At 58.2% G+C, this 20,212-nt stretch carries 15 protein-coding genes; 6 read left to right on the top strand and 9 right to left on the bottom strand.

Annotated features, from left to right (window positions below; genetic code table 11):
* Nucleotides 1–21: 21 nt before the first annotated feature.
* Together AD668_RS23275 and AD668_RS23270 are read right to left on the bottom strand one after the other, a co-directional pair.
* The gene (locus tag AD668_RS23275; RefSeq protein WP_053162599.1) at nt 22–1,146 is read right to left on the bottom strand and encodes a methyltransferase; all 1,125 of its coding nucleotides are present in this window, start codon (nt 1,144–1,146) and stop codon (nt 22–24) included.
* Between the two features lie 175 nt (nt 1,147–1,321).
* Nucleotides 1,322–2,035, bottom strand: a complete 714-nt coding sequence (locus AD668_RS23270; RefSeq protein WP_053162597.1) for a LuxR family transcriptional regulator — start codon at nt 2,033–2,035, stop codon at nt 1,322–1,324.
* Nucleotides 2,036–2,340: 305 nt separating this feature from the next.
* On the opposite strand from AD668_RS23270, the gene AD668_RS23265 reads away from it, so the two are divergent.
* Nucleotides 2,341–3,117: a ferredoxin--NADP reductase gene (locus AD668_RS23265; RefSeq protein ID WP_053162595.1), complete on the top strand. Its 777-nt coding sequence runs from the start codon at nt 2,341–2,343 to the stop codon at nt 3,115–3,117.
* A gap of 46 nt (nt 3,118–3,163) precedes the next feature.
* Here the strand turns inward: AD668_RS23265 and mscL are convergent, their stop codons facing one another.
* Entirely contained in the window at nt 3,164–3,577 is a 414-nt protein-coding gene (gene mscL, locus AD668_RS23260; RefSeq protein ID WP_053162594.1) for a large-conductance mechanosensitive channel protein MscL, read from the bottom strand.
* Between the two features lie 654 nt (nt 3,578–4,231).
* Between mscL and radA the strand changes: the two genes are divergently transcribed.
* Nucleotides 4,232–5,599, top strand: coding sequence for a DNA repair protein RadA (gene radA / locus AD668_RS23255; protein WP_053162593.1), 1,368 nt, complete (start codon nt 4,232–4,234; stop codon nt 5,597–5,599).
* A gap of 85 nt (nt 5,600–5,684) precedes the next feature.
* Here radA and AD668_RS23250 read toward each other — a convergent pair whose 3' ends face one another.
* The gene (locus tag AD668_RS23250; protein WP_053162591.1) at nt 5,685–6,053 is read right to left on the bottom strand and encodes a PilZ domain-containing protein; all 369 of its coding nucleotides are present in this window, start codon (nt 6,051–6,053) and stop codon (nt 5,685–5,687) included.
* 159 nt (nt 6,054–6,212) lie between these two features.
* On the opposite strand from AD668_RS23250, the gene AD668_RS23245 reads away from it, so the two are divergent.
* The 3 genes from AD668_RS23245 (at nt 6,213) to yjiA (ending at nt 9,582) form a co-directional block, all read left to right on the top strand.
* Nucleotides 6,213–8,279, top strand: a complete 2,067-nt coding sequence (locus AD668_RS23245) for a carbon starvation CstA family protein (protein WP_053162589.1) — start codon at nt 6,213–6,215, stop codon at nt 8,277–8,279.
* A gap of 15 nt (nt 8,280–8,294) precedes the next feature.
* Nucleotides 8,295–8,492, top strand: coding sequence for a YbdD/YjiX family protein (locus tag AD668_RS23240; RefSeq protein ID WP_007895266.1), 198 nt, complete (start codon nt 8,295–8,297; stop codon nt 8,490–8,492).
* 118 nt (nt 8,493–8,610) lie between these two features.
* On the top strand, nt 8,611–9,582 hold the full coding sequence (yjiA, locus tag AD668_RS23235; RefSeq protein WP_053162587.1) for a GTPase: 972 nt from the start codon (nt 8,611–8,613) through the stop codon (nt 9,580–9,582).
* A 104-nt stretch (nt 9,583–9,686) separates the two neighbouring features.
* Here yjiA and AD668_RS23230 read toward each other — a convergent pair whose 3' ends face one another.
* From AD668_RS23230 to AD668_RS23210, 5 genes are all read right to left on the bottom strand, one after another.
* Nucleotides 9,687–10,376, bottom strand: coding sequence for a GntR family transcriptional regulator (locus AD668_RS23230; RefSeq protein WP_053162585.1), 690 nt, complete (start codon nt 10,374–10,376; stop codon nt 9,687–9,689).
* 25 nt (nt 10,377–10,401) lie between these two features.
* On the bottom strand, nt 10,402–11,106 hold the full coding sequence (locus AD668_RS23225) for a FadR/GntR family transcriptional regulator (RefSeq protein WP_053162583.1): 705 nt from the start codon (nt 11,104–11,106) through the stop codon (nt 10,402–10,404).
* Between the two features lie 95 nt (nt 11,107–11,201).
* Nucleotides 11,202–12,515 (bottom strand): C4-dicarboxylate transporter DctA, encoded by a 1,314-nt coding sequence (locus AD668_RS23220; RefSeq protein ID WP_053162582.1) that lies wholly within the window; start codon nt 12,513–12,515, stop codon nt 11,202–11,204.
* Nucleotides 12,516–12,859: 344 nt separating this feature from the next.
* Nucleotides 12,860–14,113: a serine hydroxymethyltransferase gene (glyA, locus tag AD668_RS23215; protein ID WP_053162579.1), complete on the bottom strand. Its 1,254-nt coding sequence runs from the start codon at nt 14,111–14,113 to the stop codon at nt 12,860–12,862.
* A gap of 219 nt (nt 14,114–14,332) precedes the next feature.
* Nucleotides 14,333–18,181: a bifunctional diguanylate cyclase/phosphodiesterase gene (locus AD668_RS23210; protein WP_053162578.1), complete on the bottom strand. Its 3,849-nt coding sequence runs from the start codon at nt 18,179–18,181 to the stop codon at nt 14,333–14,335.
* A 288-nt stretch (nt 18,182–18,469) separates the two neighbouring features.
* Between AD668_RS23210 and ettA the strand changes: the two genes are divergently transcribed.
* The gene (gene ettA / locus AD668_RS23205; RefSeq protein WP_053162576.1) at nt 18,470–20,134 is read left to right on the top strand and encodes an energy-dependent translational throttle protein EttA; all 1,665 of its coding nucleotides are present in this window, start codon (nt 18,470–18,472) and stop codon (nt 20,132–20,134) included.
* Nucleotides 20,135–20,212: the final 78 nt, after the last annotated feature.

Here is a 20,212-nt window from a genome sequence, read left to right as displayed (position 1 = left end):
CCGGAGGGTTTTTTTTACCTGTTACTTACGCGCCCTGAGGATCACAAATTTAGGGTTGGCCGCCACTTGCTCGACGCCGCGAAACAACCGCGCCAGTTTGCTGTGATACCCCAGGTGACGATTACCGACGATGTACAGCGCGCCACCGACGACCAGCGCTTCACGTGCCTGCTGAAACATCCGCCAGGCGAGAAAGTCGCCCACGACCTGTTGCTGATGGAAGGGTGGATTGCACAGCACCACGTTCAGCGACTGCGGCTCTTGTCCGGCCAGCCCATCCCCGGCGCGGACGATCACATCCCGCTCACCCAGCGCCGCGCGCCAGTTCTGCTCGGCCGATTGCACCGCCATGAATGATTCATCTACCAGCGTGTAATGGGCTTGGGGGTTTTGCAGCGCGCTGGCGATGGCCAGCACCCCATTGCCGCAACCGAGGTCGGCCACGCGTGCCGTACCCAGGTTTTTTGGCAAATGCGGCAAGAACGCTCGCGTACCGATGTCCAGGCCTTCGCGGCAAAACACATTGGCGTGGTTGAGCAGTTCAATCGCAGGCGTTTCGAGTCGATAACGAGTCGGGTAAGGGGAAGTGGCGGGCGCTTTGTTTTCGGTCGTCGCAATCAGCAAACGCGCCTTTTTCACCGCTAAAGAGGCCTGCACCGGACCGATGTAACGCTCCAGCAGGTCTCCCGCCGCCCGTGGCAGATGCTTGATCATGGCGCCCGCAATCACTTGAGCACCGGGTGTCAGTTGGCTTTGCAGACGGATCAGTTGTTCTTCCAGCAACGCCAGGGTTTTCGGCACCCGGACCAGCACGCGATCAAAGGGGCCGACCAACGCTTCACTGGCCGGCACGCTCGGTACTGCATCAAATGCCATGCCGTTGCGCACGAGGTTTTTTTCCAGCCCCTGAGCGGACAGGTAAGAATCGCCGCTGCTGATCACCTGGACTTTTCCCGCCAGGCTGGCGGCCAAAGCGCCGAAACTGTCGTTGAGTACCAGCACTCGGGTGTCCGCCGCTGGTTGTTGTCCGGCCAGATGGTTGAGCAGGTATTCGTCTGCGGCGTCGAAAGCCTGCAGCGGTTCGTTCTGCTGTTCAGGCTGGCGGATCAGGTCAAGGCGGGCGAAGGGTGTTTCGAGCAAAGGCATGGGGCGGGGCTCTGGGTGATCAACGTATGTCCCGCAGCCCGAGGGCGTTGTGGCGGGCGGAGCCGTCCGAGTGTACTGCGTCGTGAAGGGTTCACACGTCATCACTCAGGAGGGCCGCAAATGGTACTTTTTTTTCGATGGGATTACTCGCAGGATTTCCTGAAGACGGACGCGCTCAGATGGCTCCTGACCTGGCCGCGGCGATGACTGCCGCAATCTTGTTGTTAACGCCAAGCTTTTCGATAGCCCTGTGCACATGAAAGTTGATCGTACGCTCGCTCAGATTGAGGATCCTGGAGATCTCATAGGCGGTCTTGCCCAAGGCTGACAGCTGCAGTACTTCTTTTTCACGTGGTGATAATGGCGGTGCCGGGTGGGCAGGCGTTTTTTTCGGGTAAGCCAGAGCCGCCAGGGCATGCAGGTGGTGGATGATGAAAACCATGAATCCCATGTTTTCATACAATTCGAAGGCTGAAATAGGGCAGTGGCTTCTGGCCAGGCTCAGGGTGCTGCACAGACCCGTTTGCTCATCGTGGATCGCTTGCGACCAGCCATATTGCAAGCCTTGCTGTTGCATCGCTTGCCAGATCCACGGTGCTTCAGAAAAAAGCTCTTCACTCCAGAGAACCGGCAAAGTGGAATGGTTGCAGTATGCCACTATCGGGTTTGTTTGACCCACTGTATGTTGCTCATTGCGGGTGCTCCAGCTATGAGGAAAATTGTTCAGATTCAGAATGTCGCAAGCTGCAACGTTGTTGTTAGAAGTTACTGAAAATTCACAAAATTTGTATCCCAGATTTCTGACAAAATTCAGTGAGATTCGATAGGCTGTTTTGATCTCGTGCGTATGTGAAAGCTGTTTAAGCTGTGACTCCTTCCAGATCTCCATACTTGTACTCCATCATCATGTCCGCAGGGTGCACTCTTTGGATCCGAGATCCGGCACGCCACGAGTGTAGGATAATTCCTAGCGCCATGCTGTGACTTTTTGCTCTTGCAAATAAGGAAAAGTGTACCTGTGGTTCTTAAGCGAAAGATCAGCATTGAAATGCTATGTGACATCCAATATGGACTGTTCGTAGTGCTAAATAGATATAAGTCACTTCGATATACATTAAAAGCCACTACAAACTATGGGTGGTTACGTCCGTGGGTTTGCGGGACACTGCTCCTGTCTGTTGATTGGAGCGTCCTATGACCGCCAGCGAAGAGAAATTCACACGTCAGACCTTGGTCGACGTACAGCCGGTGACTGCGAACCTGTTCACTTTGCGCGCAACCCGCGACGCAGGTTTCCGATTCCGTGCAGGACAGTTTGCCCGGTTGGGAGTGGTCAAGGCTGATGGCAGCACGGTATGGCGCGCTTATTCCATGGTGTCCTCACCTTTTGATGAATTCCTCGAGTTCTTTTCCATCGTCGTCCCGGGAGGTGAGTTCACCAGCGAGCTCAGTCGTTTGGGCGTCGGCGATACCTTGTTGGTGGACCGTCAGGCCTTCGGCTACCTGACACTGGACCGTTTTGTCGATGGGCGAGATCTGTGGCTGTTGTCCACAGGCACAGGCATAGCGCCGTTCCTGTCAATACTTCAGGACTTCGAGGTGTGGGAGAAGTTTGAGCGCATCCTCCTGGTCTATAGCGTGCGTGAAACCAGGGAGCTGGCCTATCAAGCATTGATTTCGGGTCTGGCGCAAAGGGAGTACCTCGCGGAACACGCACATAAACTGCAATTTATCGCGACGGTCACGCGCGAGCAGCATCCAGGAGCCCTGAATGGACGAATTACCACGCTCATTGAGAATGGCGAGCTGGAGCGGGCGGCGGGTGTTGCGCTGACGCCAGAGCATTCGCGGGTCATGCTTTGCGGCAACCCTCAGATGATCGACGACACGCGCAAACTGCTTAAACAGCGCGATATGCACCTGAGCCTGAGCCGGCGACCCGGGCAGGTCGCAGTGGAAAACTTCTGGTAAAAAAAACGGCGCCTCGCGGGCGCCGTTTTTTTACCAAGCCATTCGATCAAGGCTGGTTGTTCTGTGCCTTCAGCAGGTCACGGATCTCGCCAAGCAATTCTTCTTCCTTGGTCGGAACCGGCGGCAAGGTCGGCGCCACGGATTCTTCGCGCTTCAGACGGTTGATGGCCTTGACCCCCATGAAAATCGCGAAGGCGACAATGACGAAGTCGATGATGGTCTGAATGAATTTGCCGTATGCCAGCACCACGGCCGGGGTGTTGCCCTCTGCTGCCTTGAGCGTGATGACCAGGTCACTGAAGTCAACGCCACCGATCAACATCCCGATTGGCGGCATGATCAGATCGCCCACAAACGACGTAACGATCTTGCCGAAAGCGGCCCCGATGATGATGCCGACAGCCATGTCGACCACGTTGCCTTTGACCGCGAAGGCCTTGAATTCATTGAGCACGCCCATAGGTTATTTCCTTGTTACAGATGAGGTTGATGAACGCAGTGTAAATCAGCGAATCGCTTCTTGCTCGAAACCACTGCTCACGGCATTAGCTTGCTATCGACCAGGCCAGCGGTAAAAAGGTTGCAGTGATCGCTCGCGGGTGAGCGCCACGGCGATGCGCAAAGTTCCTTTTTGAAACAATGTTTTCATGGAAGTCTTGATGCCTCGTCGAGCAGTTGATATTTGTTCCGAATGATATATCTGACAGGATCGCATCGGTCTTGTTGATCGTTTAGGTTGCTAATTAACCAGGGGGTTAATTAGCGCTGATGTTGATGTCGAACAGGTGCTTCTGGCGTTTATATATTCTGAAGGGGAAGTTGAAGTTGCTGTTTAAGTGAATCTAAACAAGATTCATTATTCTGGATTGGTTGTGCAGTGCATGTTTAATTGGTTAAAGGTTGTATAGCTTTTGAGAAGTGCTTTCTGAGTGTTGTTTGCTCTGTATAGGGGGCGGGGTGGAAAAGTTAGACAAGGGTAGATTAAATGGTGGGAGTAATTGAATAAGCGCCAATTCAACGGGTACTTCCTGTAAACCTGAACGTATCAATCATTTTCTTGCCGCGCTGATGCGCCCCACCTGAGCTATCATCGCGTTTTTTTCCGGGGGTTCCGATGGCCAAGGCCAAGCGCATGTACGGCTGCACCGAGTGCGGCTCAACCTTCCCCAAGTGGGCCGGCCAGTGCGGTGAATGCGGGGCCTGGAACACGCTCACCGAAACCATGGTGGAAAGCGGCGGGGCAGCGGCGCCCAGTGGTCGTACCGGTTGGACCGGCCAACAGGCGCAGATCAAGACCCTGGCCGAGGTCAGCGTTGAAGAGATACCGCGTTTTTCTACGGCCTCAAGCGAACTCGACCGCGTGCTGGGCGGTGGCCTGGTGGATGGATCGGTGGTGCTGATCGGCGGCGACCCTGGCATCGGCAAGTCGACGATTCTTTTGCAAACCCTGTGCAATCTCGCCAAAAGCATGCCGGCGTTGTATGTCACTGGCGAAGAGTCTCAGCAGCAAGTGGCCATGCGTGCCCGGCGACTGGGGTTGCCCCAGGATCGGTTGCGGGTCATGACCGAAACCTGCATCGAAACCATCATTGCCACGGCCCGCCAGGAAAAGCCCAAGGTCATGGTGATCGATTCGATCCAGACGATCTTTACCGAGCAACTGCAATCGGCACCGGGTGGTGTATCCCAGGTGCGTGAAAGTGCGGCGTTGCTGGTGCGTTATGCCAAACAGAGCGGTACGGCGATTTTCCTGGTGGGCCACGTCACCAAGGAAGGCGCGCTGGCTGGCCCTCGAGTGCTGGAGCACATGGTCGACACCGTGCTGTATTTCGAAGGCGAGTCCGATGGACGCCTGCGTCTGCTGCGGGCGGTGAAGAACCGTTTCGGTGCAGTCAATGAACTGGGCGTGTTCGGCATGACCGACAAGGGCCTGAAAGAAGTCTCAAACCCTTCTGCGATTTTTTTGACCCGTGCTCAGGAAGAAGTCCCGGGTAGCGTGGTCATGGCGACGTGGGAAGGCACCCGGCCGATGTTGGTGGAAGTCCAGGCGCTGGTGGATGACAGCCACCTGGCTAATCCGCGTCGGGTCACGCTCGGGCTGGATCAGAACCGCTTGGCGATGTTGCTGGCGGTGTTGCACCGTCATGGTGGCATTCCAACCCACGATCAGGATGTGTTTCTCAACGTGGTCGGTGGGGTGAAAGTGCTGGAGACCGCGTCGGACCTGGCGTTGATGGCGGCGGTGATGTCCAGTTTGCGCAACCGGCCGTTACCCCACGATCTGTTGGTGTTCGGTGAGGTCGGGCTTTCCGGTGAGGTGCGTCCGGTTCCTAGCGGTCAGGAGCGTTTGAAAGAAGCCGCCAAGCACGGCTTCAAGCGGGCCATCGTGCCTAAGGGCAATGCGCCGAAAGAGTCGCCGGCAGGGTTGCAGATCATTGCCGTCACTCGTCTGGAACAGGCCCTGGATGCGCTCTTCGAATAAAGTGCTACCTCTCGTAGAAGCTGCCGAAGGCCGCGATCTTTTTTATAAGGTCAAAAGATCGCAGCCTTCGGCAGCTCCTACGAGGTCAGATTTCGATTAGTTCGCCCAGTTCGCGCTCCAGTTCATGCTGGTCGGCCAGGTTGAGTTCGATCAGGCGCCGCAGGCGCTCAATAGACTCCAGGCTGATGTGTCGGCAGACGAAGCCGAGCTGGCCGTGTTCTTCGTGGGTCAGGTGCACATCCATGAAGATGTCGATGTCATCGCTTAGATGAATGTCGACTGAAAAGTCCTGCTCGGGATTGCCCTGCCAAGGATCGGGTCGCTCGATCAGCAAGCCCTTGAGCGACAAATCAACCAGCTTCACCGGCCAGATGTACTCTCCCTGGCTCAGCTCGGTCCTGGCATCGAACGCGATTCGTTTGAAGCGGCGACGTTCGGCGGGGTGCTCGCTCATGGCGCAATCCTCTTGATGTTCGCTGACTATAGACCCGCATTGTCAGAACCTGCCAACCAGGACAGGGCTCTAGACCAACGTTGGGTATGGTCTTTGTCGTCAGGAGCGCTAAACTCGGTGTGGCTGTCTTTTCTTGTCCACTCTGGCTGGAATCCTAAAATGAAAAATAATAATAGCCTGCTACGCCATCTACCCTGGCTGTTGCTGGCAATCATAGGTGCGTGTGCTTTGGGCGTAGTGGCATTGCGCCGAGGCGAGGCGATCAACGCCTTGTGGATTGTGGTCGCTGCTGTGGCCATCTATCTGGTCGCCTACCGCTACTACAGTCTGTTCATCGCCAACAATGTCATGCAACTCGATGCGCGACGGGCTACCCCTGCCGTGCTCAATAACGACGGTCTGGACTACGTTCCAACCAACAAACACATCCTCTTCGGTCACCACTTCGCGGCCATCGCCGGTGCAGGTCCACTGGTCGGCCCGGTCCTGGCGGCGCAGATGGGCTACCTGCCCGGCACGCTGTGGCTGATCGCCGGGGTGGTGCTGGCCGGTGCCGTTCAGGACTTCATGGTCCTGTTCATGTCCACCCGCCGCAACGGTCGTTCCCTGGGCGATATGGTCCGCGAAGAAATGGGCCGGATTCCCGGCACCATCGCGCTGTTCGGCTGCTTCCTGATCATGATCATCATCCTCGCGGTGCTGGCGCTGATCGTGGTCAAAGCCCTGGCCGAGAGCCCGTGGGGTATTTTCACGGTGATGGCGACCATCCCGATCGCGATGTTCATGGGCATCTACATGCGCTACATCCGCCCGGGTCGCATCGGCGAAATCTCGGTGATCGGCGTGCTGTTGCTGCTCGGTTCGATCTGGCTCGGCGGGCAGATAGCCGCCGATCCGGTGTGGGCCAAGGCCTTTACCTTTACCGGTATCCAGATTACCTGGATGTTGATTGGCTACGGTTTCGTCGCCGCAGTGTTGCCGGTGTGGCTGATTCTGGCCCCGCGCGACTACCTGTCGACCTTCCTCAAGATCGGCACCATCGTCGCATTGGCCATCGGCATCCTGGTGACCATGCCCGAGCTGAAAATGCCGGCGCTGACCCAGTTCGTCGACGGCACCGGTCCGGTATGGAAAGGCGGTCTGTTCCCGTTCCTGTTCATCACCATTGCCTGCGGCGCGGTCTCCGGTTTCCATGCGCTGATTTCTTCCGGCACCACGCCGAAGTTACTGGATAACGAAACCAACGCCCGTTACATCGGCTACGGCGGCATGTTGATGGAGTCCTTCGTCGCCATCATGGCCATGGTTGCAGCATCGGTGATCGAACCTGGCGTGTACTTCGCCATGAACAGCCCACCGGCCGTGGTCGGCGGTGATGTGGTGGCAGTGGCGCAAGCCGTCAGCAGCTGGGGCTTTGCAATTACCCCGGAAGCGCTGCAGGCAGTGGCCCACGACATCGGTGAAACCACCATCCTGGCCCGTGCCGGCGGTGCACCGACCCTGGCGGTCGGTATCGCGCAGATCCTGCACAGTGTTCTGCCGGGTGAAAACACCATGGCGTTCTGGTACCACTTCGCGATCCTGTTCGAAGCGCTGTTCATCCTGACGGCAGTCGACGCCGGCACCCGAGCCGGGCGCTTCATGCTCCAGGATTTGCTCGGCTCTTTCGTGCCAGCGTTGAAACGCACCGAATCCTGGACCGCCAACCTGATTGCCACCGCCGGTTGTGTGGCCATGTGGGGTTGGTTGCTGTACCAGGGCGTGATCGATCCACTGGGTGGCATCAACACCTTGTGGCCGTTGTTCGGCATCTCCAACCAGATGCTGGCCGGTATCGCATTGATGCTCGGCACCGTGGTACTGATCAAGATGAAGCGCCAGCGTTATGTCTGGGTGACCATGCTGCCGGCAGTATGGCTGCTGATCTGCACCACCACCGCAGGCTTCATCAAGCTGTTCGACGCCAACCCGGCGATCGGCTTCCTGGCGTTGGCGAAAAAATACAGCGATGCCTTGGCCAATGGCCAGATTCTCGCCCCGGCCAAGGACATTACGCAGATGCAACACGTGATCTTCAACGCCTACACCAACGCAACGCTGACCGCGCTGTTCCTGTTCGTGGTATTCAGCATCCTGTTCTATGCGCTCAAGGTCGGCATTGCCGCCTGGGGTAAAAAAGAACGCACGGATAAAGAGTCGCCATTCCAGGCACTGCCGGACGCGTAACCGAGGATTTGCACCATGTTCAATGACCTGAGTCGCCTCGGTAAATACCTCGGTCAGGCTGCGCGCCTGATGGTCGGCATGCCCGACTACGACAACTACGTCGAGCATATGCAGACCAAGCACCCGGACAAACCGGTGATGAGCTACGAGATGTTCTTTCGCGAACGTCAGGAAGCCCGTTACGGTGGCAAGGGTGGGCCTAAGTGCTGTTGAAACACACCACTTAGGCATCACCTCTGTAGGAGCCGGCTTGCTGGCGATAGCGATCTTCGGGACGCCATCGCCAGCAAGCCGGCTCCTACAGTTTTTTCTGCGCCCAGGAGACCTTATTTTGTCAGTCCCTATACCCGTCACGATCCTCAGCGGCTTCCTCGGTGCCGGCAAGACCACGTTGCTGCGCCACCTGCTCAAAGCCGAGCACGGCCTGAAAATCGCCGTGATCGAGAACGAATTCAGCGATGCCGGTATCGACACCCAACTGTTGGGCGACGAGCCGGTACAAGTGATGACGCTGTCCAACGGCTGTGTCTGCTGCACCATCCACACCGACCTGACCAAAGCCTTGTATCTGCTGCTCGAGCGCCTCGACAGCGGCGACATCGCCTTCGACCGCCTGGTGATCGAATGCACAGGCCTGGCGGATCCGGCACCGGTGGCGCAAACCTTTTTCATCGACGAAGAACTGCGCGAACGCTACATCCTTGACGGCATCATCACGTTGGTCGACGCAGCGCATGCCGACGTGCACCTGACCCAGACCATCGCCCAGGCACAGATCGGTTTCGCCGACCGTTTGCTGGTGAGCAAGCGCGACCTGGTGAACGAGCCGACGTTCACGGCATTGAGCGAGCGCCTGACCCGTATCAACCGCCGAGCACCGATTCGCATCGTCGATCACGGCAAGATCGATCTGGCTGAATTGCTTGATGTTCGCGGGTTCAATCTAAACGCTGATCTCGGTGGCGGCGTGAGTTTGCGTCCAGTAAGCCAAGCCCCGTCCATCGACCGCATATCGAGCCTCGTGCTGCGCACCGACAAACCACTGGATATCGACAGGCTCAGCGAGTTCATGAACGAACTGCTGGAGGAGCATGGTAAGCAACTGCTGCGCTACAAGGGGGTGTTGAACATCCAGGGCGAACCGCGACGCATGGTGTTCCAGGGAGTTCTGAAGTTGTACGGTTTCGACTGGGATACCGAGTGGTCCGACGATGAAACGCGTGAAAGCGTGATCGTTTTCATTGCCGATGATTTGCCGGAAGAAAAGATCCGTGAAGGATTTTCGCGGGTGGCGGCGGAGTAAGCTCCGCCGTTTTCATTGGGTCTGACGTCGCCATCGCAAGCGGGCTCGCTCCTGCATTTGCAGTGTATTCGTCTGTAGAAGCGAGGTTCGCCCGCGAAGACGAACTAGCCGGCAACGCGGTTCTGGCTGAGTAACGGTTGAGCGTTCAGTAACATCTCCTCCAAATGATCCAGATGCCGGTGTAGAAGTGTCTCGGCCTTCAAAGCATCGCCATGCTCAATCGCATCCACAATCTCTTGATGTGCTTGCCAATCGCAATAGCCTCCCGCTTGCGCATCAAATTGCGCAATGGCCAACGATACTAGCGGCACAAGTGTTCCCAAAAAATGCGCCAGTGGCGCATTTCCCGCCATTTCGGCCAGCTGCGCGTGAAACTCCCCCGAAACCCGGAGTGCTGAGGCAGGATCCCTGCATTGGCGCTCGCGCGCGATGAGTGCGCGCAGACATTGCAGATCTTGTGGAAGAGGGTGCTGACAGGCCAGTCGTACCAACGTGATCTCGGTCAGGCGCCGGGCATGCAGGTTTTGCCGAACCTGATCGACTCCGAGCGTTGCAACGCGTGGACGATGATTGCTGCGCAGAACAATGATCTGTTGATGAGAAAGTCGTGTCAGCACGCCACGAACGTCGCTGCGCCGAGCGCCGAACATCTGCGCCAGACTTTCCTCGGTAAAGCGGCTGGCCTCATGAATGCGCTGTGCAAAGATGGCGTCGAGGACCCGCGAGTACAGATCATCCGCCGCCAGTGGAAAGGGCAGGGTGGTAAGCGTTTGCGGTGAAGCGAAGCTGTTCATGGCCTGTCTCCGGTTCGAAGAGGATTCAACTGCCGAGGTTGTCTTCCGGGATGTTCAACTCGATGCCCATGCGCTGGCCTTCGCGAAGAATGTGCCGACGCATCTCGGCGCTGGCCTGGGCGCTGTTCTTGCTGCGGATCGCCCGCACCACGGCTTCGTTTTCTTCAAGCCGTTCAGCCAGGTGTTCGGGGGAGTTGCGCAGCACTTCGGCGCTTTGCTTGAGGGCATTGCTGGTTTGCTGGACCACGCTTTGGAAGATTGGATTCGACGTCAGCGCGAACAGCTCTTCGTGGAACGCGATGTACGCATTCGCACCGGCTTCGCTGTCGTTGGCTTCCAGGGCTTCGCGCATGTCCATCAGGGTGAGGCGCAGTTGCCCGACTTCCTTGCTGCTGATGGACTGCGCCACGAGGCCGACGATGAAAGGTTCGAGGGTGTAGCGCAGTTGCAACACATCCTCCAGGCTCGCGGCGGCGACTGCGCTGTCATGTGCCTGACTGTCGGCGAGATTCGCTTCAAGCACCACCACGCCTTTACCCGGCATCGAGCGCACCAGGCCGAGGGTTTCCAGCACGATCACTGCTTCACGCAGGCTTGGCCGGCTGATGCCCAGTTGTTCGGCCAGTTCACGTTGTCCCGGTAGCATTTCGCCGGAGCGCCACTGACCACGGGCCAGCGCGGCCCGAAGTTTTTCTACGACTGAATTGACGACGGTTGAGGTGCTAATCACTTTTTGCTCCGTGAGTTGCTGATGACCAGTCACTGAGCGCCGAGGGCAGGATCAAAAAATCGCAGCCTTCGGCAGCTCCTACGGATGGTCCTGCGTCAAAATTCCTGCTGATGGGCCGCGGTTACCGGTTTTCTCGGCTGGAAGGTATAACCCACCTGGCCGGAAAGTACCTTGTTCGCCCGTTGCACATCGATGTCTTTTTCCCAACGGGCAATGGCCACTGTGGCGACGCAGTTGCCGATCAGGTTGGTCAGCGCCCGGCCGATGCCCATGAACCAGTCCACGGCCAGCACCAGCACCAGGCCCACCACCGGAATGGCCGGGATCGCCGTCAGCGTTGCCGCCAGGATCACCAGTGCCGAGCCCGGAATACCGTGCGCACCTTTTGAGGTGATCAACGACACCAGCAGAATGGTCAGCAGGTCGGTCATTGCCAGCGGTGTGCCGGTAGCATTGGCGATGAACACGATGGCCAGGGTCAGGTATATCGAGAAACCGTCGAGGTTGAACGAGTAACCGGTAGGAATCACCAGTCCGACTGTCGAACTTCCGATCCCCAGATGCTCAAGCTTGCGCATGATTTGTGGCAGCACGGCATCGGATGAAGCGGTGCCCATGACGATCAGCAATTCTTCGCGCAGGTACTTGAGCAATGGCCACATCTTCAGGCCGGAGAGGCGCATCACCAGGCCGAGAATGAGCGTCACGAAAGCCACGCAGGTCAGGTAGAACAGGCCGACCAGGCTACCCAGATGTTGCAGCGAGTCCAGGCCATATTTGCTGGTGGTAAAGGCGATCGCACCGAACACGCCGATCGGCGCCAGGCGCACGATCATGCCCATGATGCGGAAGATTACGTGGCTCAACTCATTGATCAGGCGGGAAATGCCTGACGCCGCCTCACCCACCAGGTTCAGTGCGCTACCGAACAGCACGGAGAACAGCAGCACTTGCAGGATGTTGTTGTCGGCGAATGCACCGATCACCGACGTCGGAATCAGGTCCATCAGGAACTGCGTAGTGGTGTGCATGTGCTGGCCGCGCTGGGCGATATCACCCATGTCGGCTGCGGAAAGCTGCTCCAGGTGAATGTTCGCGCCGCTGCCAATGCCAGTACTGAAGGCGAACACCAGACCGATCACCAGCGCAATGGTGGTGAGTATTTCAAAGTAGATCACTGACTTCAGGCCGATACGGCCGACTTTTTTCAGATCACCGGCACCGCTGATGCCACTGACCACGACGCAAAACACGATCAGGCCAATCAGCATTTTGATCAGCTTGATAAAGCCGTCGCCGAGCGGTTTGAGTTGAGCGGAATATTCGGGAAGGGTCAGTCCACAGACGATGCCGAGCACCAGTCCGAGAACCACTTGGAGGAAGATTGAACGCGTGCACCATCTGAGCATGGGAGGAATCCTGGTCGGTGTCCTGGCAGCCGAGCGTCAGTCGCATTGACTTCAGGACTTAATTATTGTGGTCTTACCGGTATGTCCAGTGCAGGCGCAGTCTAGGCTCGGCTTTTGGGTGATCGCAAGTAAAATTTAAGAAATTGGCATGACCGGTCTGACCAGTAATACTGGTCCTGTAGGAGCTGGCTTGCCAGCGAAGGCGTCCGAGTGGTTGGTGAATGGTTCAAGACCGCCTTCGCCGGCAAGCCGGCTTCTACAGAGTGACGGCCTTTAAAACGCAGACGAAAAAAAACCGGCCATTTCCATGGCCGGTTTTTTTAGACTGCGGTTAGGCGGGCTGATTAAGCGCCGTACACCGGCAGCTTCTTGCAGATGGCCTTGACCTTCTCACGAACGGCGTCGATCACCGCTTCATTGTTCAGGTCAGCCAGGATGTCGCAGATCCAGCCAGCCAGTTCCTTGCACTCTGCTTCCTTGAAGCCGCGGGTGGTCACAGCCGGGGTGCCGAAACGCAGACCGGAAGTGACGAACGGGGAGCGTGGGTCGTTAGGTACGGAATTCTTGTTCACGGTGATGAACGCTTTGCCCAGAGCGGCGTCGGCGTCTTTACCGGAAATTTCCTGCTTGATCAGCGACAGCAGGAACAGGTGGTTTTCAGTACCGCCGGATACCACGTCGAAACCGCGCTCGATGAAGACGCTGGCCATGGCCTGGGCGTTTTTCACCACTTGTTGCTGGTAAACCTTGAACTCAGGCTGCAGCGCTTCCTTGAAGCAGATCGCCTTGGCCGCGATCACGTGTTCCAGCGGACCGCCCTGGGCGCCCGGGAATACCGCGGAGTTCAGCTTCTTCTCGATGTCGGCGTTGGCGCGAGCCAGGATCAGGCCACCACGTGGACCGCGCAGGGTCTTGTGGGTGGTGGTGGTCACGACGTCAGCGAACGGAACCGGGTTCGGGTAGACGCCAGCGGCGACCAGACCGGCCACGTGGGCCATGTCGACGAACAGGTAAGCGCCCACTTTGTCCGCGATTGCGCGGAAACGCGGGAAGTCGAGGATCTGCGAGTAGGCAGAGAAACCGGCCACGATCATTTTCGGCTTGTTCTCGACCGCCAGGCGCTCGACTTCGTCGTAGTCGATCAGGCCGTTGGCGTCGATGCCGTACTGAACGGCGTTGTACAGCTTGCCCGAAGACGAAACGCTGGCACCGTGGGTCAGGTGACCGCCGTGGGCCAGGCTCATGCCCAGGATGGTGTCACCGGCCGATAGCAGGGCCAGGTAAACAGCGCTGTTGGCTTGCGAACCGGCGTGTGGCTGAACGTTGGCGTAGTCGGCGCCGAACAGCTCTTTGGCGCGATCGATAGCCAGCTGCTCGACGATGTCGACGTACTCGCAACCACCGTAGTAGCGCTTGCCCGGGTAGCCTTCGGCGTACTTGTTGGTCAGTACCGAGCCTTGAGCTTCCATCACCGCAGGGCTGGTGTAGTTTTCCGAAGCGATCAGCTCAATGTGCTCTTCCTGGCGCTGAGCTTCTTGCTCCATGGCGGCAAAGAGATCGGCGTCGTACTTGGCAATAGTCAAATCACGGCTGAACATGGCGGTCCTCAAGGATCGGGGGCAGAAAAGGGGGGCATTCTACCCCAACGCGTTTTGGAAGGCATATGAAACGGCATCATGTCGCAGACAAGTGGGCTTCATGACGGGATCAGCGGTGAATGTGCCGGCCACGCCAGCAAGCCGGCTCCTGCAGGAGACTGCATTTCAACGTAGGATCCGGCTTGCTGGCGATCGCGTCATCAGCCTCGCTGCACAATTTCAGTCGAAAATGAACAGCGCATCATTGCTGAACTGCCCTTCGAATCGATCGGCCGGCATCGGTCGCCCGAACAGATAACCCTGCACTTCGTCACAACCGTGCTCACGCAGGAAATCAAGCTGCTCCTGGGTTTCCACACCTTCGGCGATCACCGACAGATTGAGGCTGTGAGCCATGGCGATGATCGCTCGGGCAATCTGCGCATCCTGTTCGCCGGACGGCAGGCCGTCGACAAAGGTGCGGTCGATTTTCAGTACATCGATCGGGAACTGCTTGAGGTAGTTGAGCGACGAATAGCCGGTGCCAAAGTCATCGACCGCAATGCTCAATCCAAGATTTTTCAGGCCGTCGAGGATCTGCATCGCTTCACTGACTTCGCGCATCAGAATGCTTTCGGTCAGCTCCAGCTCCAGGCATCCCGGCGGCAGGCCGGTTTCCTTGAGAATCGTGGCGATGCGCGTGCCGAGTTGGCCATCGGAGAACTGCCGCGCCGAGATGTTCACCGAAACCTTGGGCACGCGCACTTTGGCCTGGTGCCAGGATTTGAGCTGACGACAGGCCTCAAGGATCACCCAGTCACCGACATCAACCACCAATCCGAGCTCTTCGAGTACCGGAATGAAGTCCCCCGGCGGCACCAGCCCGCGGCGTGGATGACGCCAGCGCAACAGCGCCTCGGCACCGGTCAGACGCTTGCCGTCACCACTGAACTGCGGTTGGTAATACAGCACGAATTCGTTTTGCTCCAGGGCGTGGCGCAAGTCGCTTTCCAGCTCCAGTCGCTCCAGGGCGCTGGCGTTCATGTCCGCCTGATAGAACTGGAAGTTGTTCTTGCCGCGCTCCTTGGCGTGGTACATCGCCGTGTCGGCGTTCTTCATCAACTGGCTGAGTTCGTTGCCGTCCTGCGGGCTCAGGGCGATGCCGATACTGGCCGTGACAAAGAACTCGCGGCCTTCGAGCACGAACGGTTTCACCAGGCTGGCGAGAATCTGCTCGGCCACATGAATCGCCCGGTTCAAGGCGATTTCACGGTTGGCCCGCGGTTGCAGAAGCAACGTGAACTCGTCACCGCCCATGCGTGCCACGGTGTCGTCGTCATCCACGCAGCCGAGCAGGCGCGTGGCCATGTCCTTGAGCATACGATCGCCAGCGGCATGACCCAGGGAGTCATTGATCGGCTTGAAACGGTCGAGGTCGAGGAACATCAGCACGACCCATGACTTCTGGCGCTCCGCTGCCTGCAACGCCGTGTGCAGACGATCCTGAAACAGCGTGCGGTTGGGCAGGTGGGTCAGGGCGTCGTAATAAGCGAGGCGGTGAATGCGTTGCTCGCTGGCCTTGCGCTCGCTGATGTCACTGAAAAAGCACACGTAACTGGCCAGATCGCCTTCGTCATCCAGTACTGCGGTGATGCCGACCCAGGCGGGATAGTGTTCGCCATTGCGCCGGCGCAGCCACACTTCGCCTTCCCAGGTGCTGTGCTGATTGAGTTGCTTGAGCACGTAACGCAGGTGGGCTTCCTGCTGATCGTCGACGGTCAGCATGTTCGGCAACTGGTCGAGCACCTGCTCCACGGCGTAGCCGCTGACACGACTGAACGCTTCGTTGGCCTGAACGATGTAGCCAGCGGGGTCGGTGATCAGGATCGCCGATGTCGAGTGCTCGAAAACCGTGGCCGCCATGCGCAGATCCTTTTCCGCCCGGCGTTGCTGGCTGATGTCGCGGCCGACACCCAGCACCCCTTCAAAGGCGCCGTGTTCGTCCCAGACCAGCACCAGGCGCAGTTCGATGGGAATCTTGCGCCCGTCGGCCCGCAGACAGTCGAAAAGGAACAGTTGGGTTTGCACCTGGCTGCGCAAACGGGCCAGTTGATCGGCCGAGTCCAGCGCCTTGCTGACCCGGTCCATCAGGCTGTAGATGCCCATCAATTGTTGCGGGTTGGCGATCGTCGATTGCCAGCCGTTCTGAAATATCCACTCGACGTCATAGCCCAATACTGCTTGCACCGACGGGCTGACGTAGTTGAGTGCCAGCCGGCTGTCGGTGGAAAAAATCACATCGCTGATGCTTTCGGCGAGCATTCGGTAGCGCTGCTCGCTGTCGCGCAGGGATTCGCTGGCTTCGATCTGGTCGGTGATGTCCTTGGCCACGCCGATAATCCGCGTGACCTGATTGTCCTTGTCCCGCGCCAATGCCTGCTCGCGAATCTCGAAGCGTCGCCATTGCCCATCCTGATGGCGGAAGCGCAACTGGCATTGCATCAACTGGCGGTAACCGGCCTGGCGCTGGACTTGACGCGAGCGGTGGTAGTAATCGGCGTCTTCGGGATGCAGCAGGATTTCCCAGAAGTACTCACCCATCTGGTGCAGCTCGGTGCGGCTGTAACCCAGTGTCTGGCCCAGATGGTGGTTGCTGAAAATCATTCGCTGACTGATCACGTCCTGCACATACAGGTGATCCGGGACGGTACGCACCACGTCCGACCAGAATCCCTCACGCTCCAGCAGAGACAATTCGATGAGCTTGCGGCTGGTGATATCGGTGATGCTCAGGATCACTGCCTGGTAATCGACCTTGTTTTCCGGAAGGCGAAGCACCAGCCACAAGTGTTGGTCCCGACCATTTGCATTTTGCAGTTTGATTTCCAGCTCAAGTTGTTTTTGCTGGTTGAGCGCCGCCTCGAGCACCTGGTCGCCGATGGCGCTGCCATTAAGCGGATCGCCATCGATCAGGCGTTTCCAGGCTTGGTCGGAGCAATCGACGTTGAGCAATTGCAGCGCGACCTGGTTGACCTCGGTGATGCGCAGTTCCTGGAGCAATCGCTGGCGCTGCTCCGGCACTGCCAGCCATGCTTGCAACTGTTCGCCGCCTTGCAGTTGCGCCTTGTTGAAAGCGTTCTGCAACCCGGACATATCCAGTACGCACAAGGCGACGCCAGTGCCTTCGAAAATGTCTTGATAGCGGCGGCGGCCCTCATGCAGCTGGCGTTGGCGGCGGCGCATGTTGAGCAAGGCGATGAACGGCAGCATGGAAAACGCCAGCCCCAGCAGGCATTTTCCAATAAACGCCGGCAGCAGTTCTTCGAGCACATCTTGTCGATCGAACAGCCCGCGTAATTGCCAGTCGCTGCTGCTCAACGGAACGGTCAGCACGCTGTTGGCAACATCGTCCTCGGTCAGGGTGCCCGGATTGACCGAAGGCATCGCTTCGTCGCGGCTGATGATCTGGTGATCGATGCGGTTCTCTACCAGCCACAGCGGGCGGTCACCGGCTTGCGATTGCTTGGTCAGCGAAGCAAAGAAGGTCGGTGTCAGGCGCAGTGCCCAGTATCCACGGGAACTGCCGCTGGCTTGATGCAGCAGCAAGTACACCACCGAGCCATCATTGGCATTGCTGAAATAATGCGCCTGGGCATGGCTGCGACGAACGAGTTCAGCGAGGTAGTCGGTGTCATCGCTGTTGCTGGCGCTGTCGCCGATAACCTTACCTGAAGGGCTGAGCAAGGTCAGGCTGTGCAAGTCCGGCAGGGACTGTTGCAGTTTGCGCTGCAGTGCCTGCAATTCGTCGGTGCCTTGGGGTTGCTCGATGATCGGCAGCAGGTTGAGGGCGATCTGCGCGTTGAGCGCCATGTTGAGGCTGACTTGCGCAGCCAGATCGGCGGTGTAATCGATGGTGTACTGACGCTGGTTTGTCTGGGTTTCACGCAGTTGATCAAGCAACTGCCAGAACAGCAGTGCCAGTAGCAGCAAAACGAGGGTTGCCAGGCTGCCCCTCAAGGTCCCGCGCAGGGGCGAGCCGGGCGCGGTGGTCGGCGCACTGGAAGTCAGGGACAAAGGAGCGTTGGACAAGCTGTCATCCTGCGGTTTGGCTGGACTGGCGCGACGCGCACTATAAGCCGGACGCCCGAAGGGCGGCTAGCATGCCCTGAGTTGTGGCGAAGTGCCAGCCCCAGTCCGTCGGCTGGACTGCCACTGGTCAATCAGGTAGCTTTGCCGGTTACGCGGGAGCGTTCCAGCTCCTAGACTCAGACTTTTTCAGCGCGCACGTATTGATAGCCTCAAGCGAGCGACGCGCACGGTCTGGCCGGGCATTGCCTGCGCTCCAATCATTCATCAGTCACTGACCCAAGGTTCTCCATGGCTCAATACGTATTCACCATGCATCGGCTGGGCAAAGTTGTTCCACCGAAGCGGGAAATCCTGAAAAACATTTCTCTGTCATTCTTCCCGGGCGCCAAGATTGGCGTCCTCGGCCTCAACGGTTCGGGTAAGTCCACGCTGCTGAAAATCATGGCTGGCGTTGATACCGAATTCGACGGCGAAGCCCGTCCGATGCCGGACCTGAACATCGGTTACCTGCCGCAAGAGCCTCAACTGGATCCGACCAAGACCGTGCGTGAAGTGGTCGAGGAAGCGGTCAGCGTGATCAAGAACGCCCAGGCTCGCCTGGACGAGGTCTACGCGGCCTACGCTGATGAAGATGCCGACTTCGACAAACTGGCCGCAGAACAGGCCAAGCTCGAAGCCATCCTGCAAGCCAGCGACGGTCACAACCTGGATCGCCAACTGGAAGTCGCCGCCGATGCGCTGCGTCTGCCAGCGTGGGACGCCAAGGTCGAATTCCTCTCCGGTGGTGAGAAACGTCGTGTGGCCCTGTGCCGTCTGCTGCTGTCCGCACCGGACATGCTGCTGCTCGACGAACCGACCAACCACCTGGACGCCGATTCCGTTGCGTGGCTTGAGCACTTCCTGCACGATTTCCCGGGCACCGTGGTCGCGATCACGCACGACCGTTACTTCCTCGATAACGTCGCCGGCTGGATTCTGGAACTCGACCGCGGCGCTGGTATTCCTTACGAGGGCAACTATTCGGGTTGGCTGGAAGCCAAGTCCGATCGTCTGGCTGCCGAATCCAAGCAGCAGTCGGCCCACGAAAAAGCCATGAAAGAAGAACTGGAGTGGGTGCGCAAAGGCGCCAAGGCTCGCCAGTCGAAATCCAAGGCTCGTCTGCAACGTTTCGAAGAAATGCAGTCGCAGGAATTCCAGAAGCGCAGCGAAACCAACGAGATCTACATCCCGGCCGGTCCGCGCCTGGGCGACAAGGTCATCGAATTCAAGAATGTCACCAAGGGCTATGGGGATCGCGTACTGATCGACAACCTGTCGTTCTCGATGCCTAAAGGCGCCATCGTCGGTGTAATCGGTGGTAACGGTGCCGGTAAATCGACGCTGTTCCGCATGCTGATGGGCAAGGAACAACCGGATTCGGGTTCCATCGAAGTCGGCGAAACCGTGCAGCTGGCTTGCGTGGACCAGAGCCGCGAGGACCTGGATGGCAGCAAGACCGTGTTCCAGCAGATCTCCGACGGTTCGGATCAGATCCGCATCGGCAACTACGAGATCCCGTCGCGTACCTACGTCGGTCGCTTCAACTTCAAGGGTGGCGATCAGCAGAAGTTCGTCAAGGACCTGTCTGGTGGTGAGCGCGGTCGCTTGCACCTGGCCCTGACCTTGAAAGAGGGCGGCAACGTCCTGCTGCTCGACGAACCGTCCAACGACCTCGACGTTGAAACCCTGCGTTCCCTGGAAGAAGCCCTGCTGGACTTCCCGGGCGCCGCCATTGTGATCTCTCACGATCGGTGGTTCCTTGACCGCGTCGCGACCCACATCCTGGCGTACGAAGACGACTCGCAAGCCGTGTTCTTCGAAGGCAACTACACCGAGTACGAGGCCGACCGTAAAAAGCGCCTCGGCGAAGCCGCTGCACAGCCGCACCGTGTACGGCACAAGAAACTGGCGTGATTCGGGCCGGTTGCATGAACACACGGAGCCTTCGGGCTCCGTTTTTTTTGCGTGTTTTTTACGCATACCGAGTTGAAT

The sequence above is a fragment of the Pseudomonas sp. P1.8 genome (genome assembly GCF_001269805.1).
In the GTDB taxonomy this organism is placed as follows: domain Bacteria; phylum Pseudomonadota; class Gammaproteobacteria; order Pseudomonadales; family Pseudomonadaceae; genus Aquipseudomonas.
This window is presented reverse-complemented; position numbering and strand designations above follow the sequence as displayed.